This is a genomic window from Kitasatospora sp. NPDC056800, from assembly GCF_042789775.1.
In the GTDB taxonomy this organism is placed as follows: Bacteria; Actinomycetota; Actinomycetes; order Streptomycetales; family Streptomycetaceae; genus Kitasatospora.
In genome coordinates, this window is sequence record NZ_JBHUAL010000346.1 from 1 (window position 1) to 5039 (window position 5039).

At 70.2% G+C, this 5039-nt stretch carries 4 protein-coding genes; all 4 read right to left on the reverse strand.

Going from position 1 to position 5039, the window contains the following annotated elements:
- Nucleotides 1-61 precede the first annotated feature (61 nt).
- Genes kdpC through kdpF form a run of 4 tightly spaced genes read right to left on the reverse strand, consistent with a single transcriptional unit; the run spans nucleotide 62 to nucleotide 4638 of the window.
- The gene (kdpC, locus tag ACFRQN_RS39855) at nucleotides 62-697 is read right to left on the reverse strand and encodes a potassium-transporting ATPase subunit KdpC (RefSeq protein WP_049652083.1); all 636 of its coding nucleotides are present in this window, start codon (nucleotides 695-697) and stop codon (nucleotides 62-64) included.
- Nucleotides 698-717: 20 nt separating this feature from the next.
- A complete protein-coding gene (kdpB, locus tag ACFRQN_RS39860; protein ID WP_380745530.1) occupies nucleotides 718-2883 on the reverse strand; it encodes a potassium-transporting ATPase subunit KdpB in 2166 nt (721 codons plus the stop codon).
- Nucleotides 2883-4547 (reverse strand): potassium-transporting ATPase subunit KdpA, encoded by a 1665-nt coding sequence (gene kdpA / locus ACFRQN_RS39865; RefSeq protein ID WP_074003982.1) that lies wholly within the window; start codon nucleotides 4545-4547, stop codon nucleotides 2883-2885. The genes kdpB and kdpA overlap by 1 nt, the downstream gene beginning before the upstream one ends.
- Nucleotide 4548: 1 nt before the next feature.
- Nucleotides 4549-4638 (reverse strand): K(+)-transporting ATPase subunit F, encoded by a 90-nt coding sequence (kdpF, locus tag ACFRQN_RS39870; protein WP_045693083.1) that lies wholly within the window; start codon nucleotides 4636-4638, stop codon nucleotides 4549-4551.
- Nucleotides 4639-5039: the final 401 nt, after the last annotated feature.

The window sequence follows — 5039 nt, forward strand, 5'->3', positions numbered from 1 at the left end:
GGCGCGGGAGGCGTGCCCCCGTGCCCGGGCCGGCCCGGTCACCCGTCTGTACGAGGTGGTGTCACTTCTGCTCGCTGAGCGCCTTGTTGAGCAGCACGACGTTGACGCCCTCGTTGCCGAGGAAGCCGAGCGAGCGGCTCTCGGTGTACTTCTCGACCAGTTTGCCCACCGTCTCCACCGGCAGGTCGCGGTGCTTGGCGACCCGCTCGACCTGCTCCTTGGCGTACGCGACGGAGATGTGCGGGTCGAGGCCGGAGCCGGAGGCGGTCAGCGCGTCGGCCGGGACGCTCGCCGGGTCGACGCCGTCGAACGCGGCGACGGCGGCGCGGCGGTCGTTGACGGCCTTCAACAGGTCCTCGCTGTTCGGGCCGAGGTTGCTGGCGCTGGAGGAGGACGCGTCGTAGCCGGTCCCGGCGGCGGAGGGGCGGGGCTGGAACCACTTCGGGTCCGGCTGGGCCTCCTCCTTCGGGTCGTCCGGGTTGGTCTTCGGGAGGTTGAAGCTCTGGCCGATCAGGCTGGAGCCGACCTCCCTGCCGCCGGACGTCACCGGCGAGCCGTTCGCCTTGTCGGAGAAGGCGACCTGGGAGACGCCGGTGATCAGGAGCGGGTAGACGACCCCGAGGATCACGGTGAGCACCAGGAGCGCTCGCAGGGCCGTGAAGTGGGTGCGGAGGATCGTCGGCAGGGGCTTGGACATGGTTTTCTCTCCTTCCCGCTTCAGCTGAGGCCGGGGATGAACTGGACGATCAGGTCGATCAGCTTGATGCCGACGAACGGCACCACCAGGCCGCCGAAGCCGTAGACGCCGATGTTGCGGCGCAGCAGCGAGCTGGCGTCGGACGGGCGGTAGCGCACGCCGCGCAGGGCGAGCGGGATCAGGCCGATGATGACCAGGGCGTTGAAGATGATCGCCGAGGTGATCGCGGACTGCGGGCTGTGCAGGCCCATGATGTTGAGGTGGCTCAGGCCCGGGTAGACCCCGGCGAACATCGCGGGGATGATCGCGAAGTACTTGGCCACGTCGTTGGCGATCGAGAAGGTGGTCAGCGCGCCGCGGGTGATCAGCAGCTGCTTGCCGATCTCCACGATCTCGATCAGCTTGGTCGGGTTGGAGTCCAGGTCGACCATGTTGCCGGCCTCCTTGGCCGCCATGGTCCCGGTGTTCATCGCGACGCCGACGTCGGCCTGGGCGAGCGCGGGGGCGTCGTTGGTGCCGTCGCCGGTCATCGCGACCAGCTTGCCGCCCTCCTGCTCCTTCTTGATCAGGGCCATCTTGTCCTCGGGCGTGGCCTCGGCGAGGAAGTCGTCCACGCCGGCCTCCTCCGCGATCGCCTTGGCGGTCAGCGGGTTGTCGCCCGTGATCATGATGGTCTTGATGCCCATCCGGCGGAGCTCGTCGAAGCGCTCCCGCATGCCCTCCTTGACCACGTCCTTGAGGTGGATGACCCCCAGGACGCGGGCGGGCGCGCTGCCCGTCTTCGCGGCCACGACCAGCGGGGTGCCACCGGCGGCGGAGATCCCGTCGACCAGGGTGGAGACCTCGTCGCCGACCGAACCGCCGTTCCCGGTCACCCAGTTGGAGACGGCGCCGGCGGCGCCCTTGCGGACCTGGTGGACGCCCACCCGTCGCCCACCACCGCCCTTGTCCGAGTCGCTGCGCTCCGCCCCTTCCATTTCCTCGTCCAGGTCGACGCCCGACATCCGGGTCTGGGCGGTGAACGGGACCCAGGTGGCGTGGGTCAGCTCGCCCTGGGCGCGGGCCCGCAGACCGTACTCGGTCTTGGCGAGGACCACGATCGAGCGGCCCTCCGGGGTCTCGTCCGCGAGCGAGGAGAGCTGCGCGGCACTGGCCAGGTCCTCGGTGGAGACGCCCGGGGCGGGCAGGAACTCGGCGGCCTGGCGGTTGCCCAGGGTGATGGTGCCGGTCTTGTCGAGCAGCAGGGTGTTGACGTCTCCGGCGGCCTCGACGGCGCGGCCGGACATCGCCAGCACGTTGCGCTGCACCAGCCGGTCCATGCCGGCGATGCCGATCGCGGAGAGCAGCGCGCCGATGGTGGTCGGGATGAGCGCCACGATCAGGGCGACCAGGACGATCATCGACTGCGGGGCGCCCGCGTAGGTGGCCATCGGCTGGAGCGTGACGACCGCGACCAGGAAGACGATGGTCAGCGAGGCCAGCAGGATGTTGAGCGCGATCTCGTTCGGCGTCTTCTGCCGGGCGGCGCCCTCGACCAGGGCGATCATCCGGTCGATGAACGACTTGCCGGGCTCCGAGGCGATCTTCACCACGATCCGGTCGGACAGCACCTTGGTGCCGCCGGTGACGGCGCTGCGGTCGCCGCCGGACTCCCGGATGACGGGCGCGGACTCGCCGGTGATCGCCGACTCGTCGACGCTCGCGACACCCTCGACCACGTCGCCGTCACCGGGGATGACCTGCCCGGCCTCGACCACCACGTGGTCGCCGAGCCGGAGCGCGGTGCCGGGCACCTCCTCCTCGGCGCCGGTGGCCGGCCAGTCGGTGAGCCGGCGGGCCATGGTGTCGCTCTTGGTCTTGCGCAGGGTGTCGGCCTGCGCCTTGCCGCGGCCCTCGGCGACGGCCTCGGCCAGGTTGGCGAAGATCGTGGTCAGCCAGAGCCAGACGGTGATGGCCCAGGCGAACACGGACGGGTCGGCGATCGCGGCGATGGTGGTGACCACCGAGCCGACCTCGACCACGAACATCACCGGGTTCTTGACCATCACCCGGGGGTCGAGCTTCTTCACCGCGTCCGGCAGGGACGCGAGGATCAGCTTCGGGTCGAGCAGGCCGCTCGACACTCTGTGCGGCGCGGCGGGCTCCGCCTTGTCGGCCGGTGCGGGGTTGAGCGTAGGGGTGGACATCAGGAGGACAGACCTTCCGCGATCGGCCCGAGAGCCAGGGCCGGGAAGTAGGTGAGGCCGACGACGATCAGGATCACGCCCGACAGCAGGCCCACGAACAGCGGCTTGTGGGTGGGCAGGGTGCCCGGGGTGGCCGGGACCGGCTGCTGCTGGGCGAGCGAGCCGGACAGCGCCAGGACGAAGACGATCGGCAGCAGCCGGCCGAAGATCATCGCCAGGCCGAGCGCGGTGTCGTACCAGTCGGTGTTGACGGTGATGCCGCCGAAGGCCGAGCCGTTGTTGTTGGCCGCCGAGGTGAAGGCGTACAGCACCTCGGAGAAGCCGTGGGCGCCCGAGTTGAGCATCCCGGCGCGCTCACCCGGCAGGGCCATCGCCACACCCGTGCCGACCAGCACGATCGTCGGCGTGGTGAGGATGTACAGCGAGGCGAACTTCATCTCCCGGCCGCCGAGCTTCTTGCCCAGGTACTCGGGGGTGCGGCCGACCATCAGGCCCGCGACGAACACCGCGATGACCGCCAGCACGAGCATCCCGTACAGGCCGGAGCCCACACCGCCGGGCGCGATCTCGCCCAGCATCATGTTGAAGACCGTCAGCCCGCCGCCGAACGGCGTGTACGAGTCGTGGAAGGAGTTCACCGCGCCGGTCGAGGTCAGCGTCGTCGAGGCGGCGAACAGCGAGCTCGCGGCGATGCCGAAGCGCTGCTCCTTGCCCTCCATCGCGGCGCCCGCGGCCTGCAGGGCGGCGCCGTGGTGCTGCGACTCGGCGAGGGTCAGCAGGGCCACCGAGGCGGCCCAGAACAGGCCCATCACGGCGACGATCGCGTAGCCCTGGCGGTTGTCCCCCACCATCCGGCCGAAGGTCCGCGGCAGCGCGAACGGGATCAGCAGGATCAGGAAGATCTCGACCAGGTTGGTGAAACCGGTCGGGTTCTCGAACGGGTGCGCCGAGTTGGCGTTGAAGAAGCCGCCGCCGTTGGTACCGAGCAGCTTGATGACCTCCTGGGAGGCCACCGGGCCGCCCGGGATCTTCTGGACCTCGCCGGCCAGCGAGGTCACCTCGTGGAAGCCGTGGAAGTTCTGGATCACGCCGTTGGCGGCCAGCACCAGGGCGAAGACGATCGAGATCGGCAGCAGCAGGCGCAGGTTGATCCGGGTGAGGTCCACCCAGAAGTTGCCGATCCGGTCCGTCCGGTTGCGGGTGAAGCCCCGGATCAGCGCGGCGACGACGGCGATGCCGACGGCCGCGGAGACGAAGTTCTGCACCGCCAGGCCCGCCATCTGCACCAGGTGGCCCATCGCGGACTCGCCGCCGTAGGACTGCCAGTTGGTGTTGGCGACGAACGAGATCGCGGTGTTCCAGGCCTGGTGGCCCTCCATCTGCGGAACACCCAGGTTCAGCAGCAGGTAGCCCTGGAGGCGGATCAGGCCGTAGAGGAAGAGGACGGAGACGGCCGAGAAGGCCAGCACCGAGCGGAGGTACGACGGCCAGCGCTGGTCCGCGTCGCCGTCGACGCCGATCAGCTTGTAGATGCCGCGCTCGACTCTGAGGTGCTTGGCGGAGGTGAGGAGCTTGGCGATGTAGTCGCCGAGGGGGCGGTAGCACAGGGCCAGCGCGCCGACGAGGGCGATGACCTGGAGCCAGCCCGCGAGAGTGGATCCCATGTCAGAACTTCTCCGGGAAGATCAGCGCCACGACGAGATAGCCGACGAGCGCGACGGCCACGACCAGACCAGCGATGTTCTCGGCGCTCACAGCTTCTCCACCCCCCGCGCGATCAGGGCGATGACGGCGAACACGGCGACCGTGACACCGACGTAGATGAGATCGGACATGGGCTCCACCAGAGTGGTTCGGGAGATGCCGCGACCTGGGCCGAAGGGGCTCGCGCGGCGCCGGCGGACGACCGGCAGATGCAGCAAACCAGCCGTCAGCGGCGCGTTATGGGGCCCTGACGCCCTCCATACGGGTGACAGCGCGACGTTGACGCGGCCTTGACGGGCGCTTCACCGGACCGAGACCGTCGTGATCGGGCCGAGACACGGCGGCGGGCCGGGGGCGCGTTCGGCGGCGGGCCGGGGGCGCGTTCGGCGGCGGGCCGCCGGGGGCACGCCCGGGTACGGAACGGCCCCGGACGGCGGGCTGCCGTCCGGGGC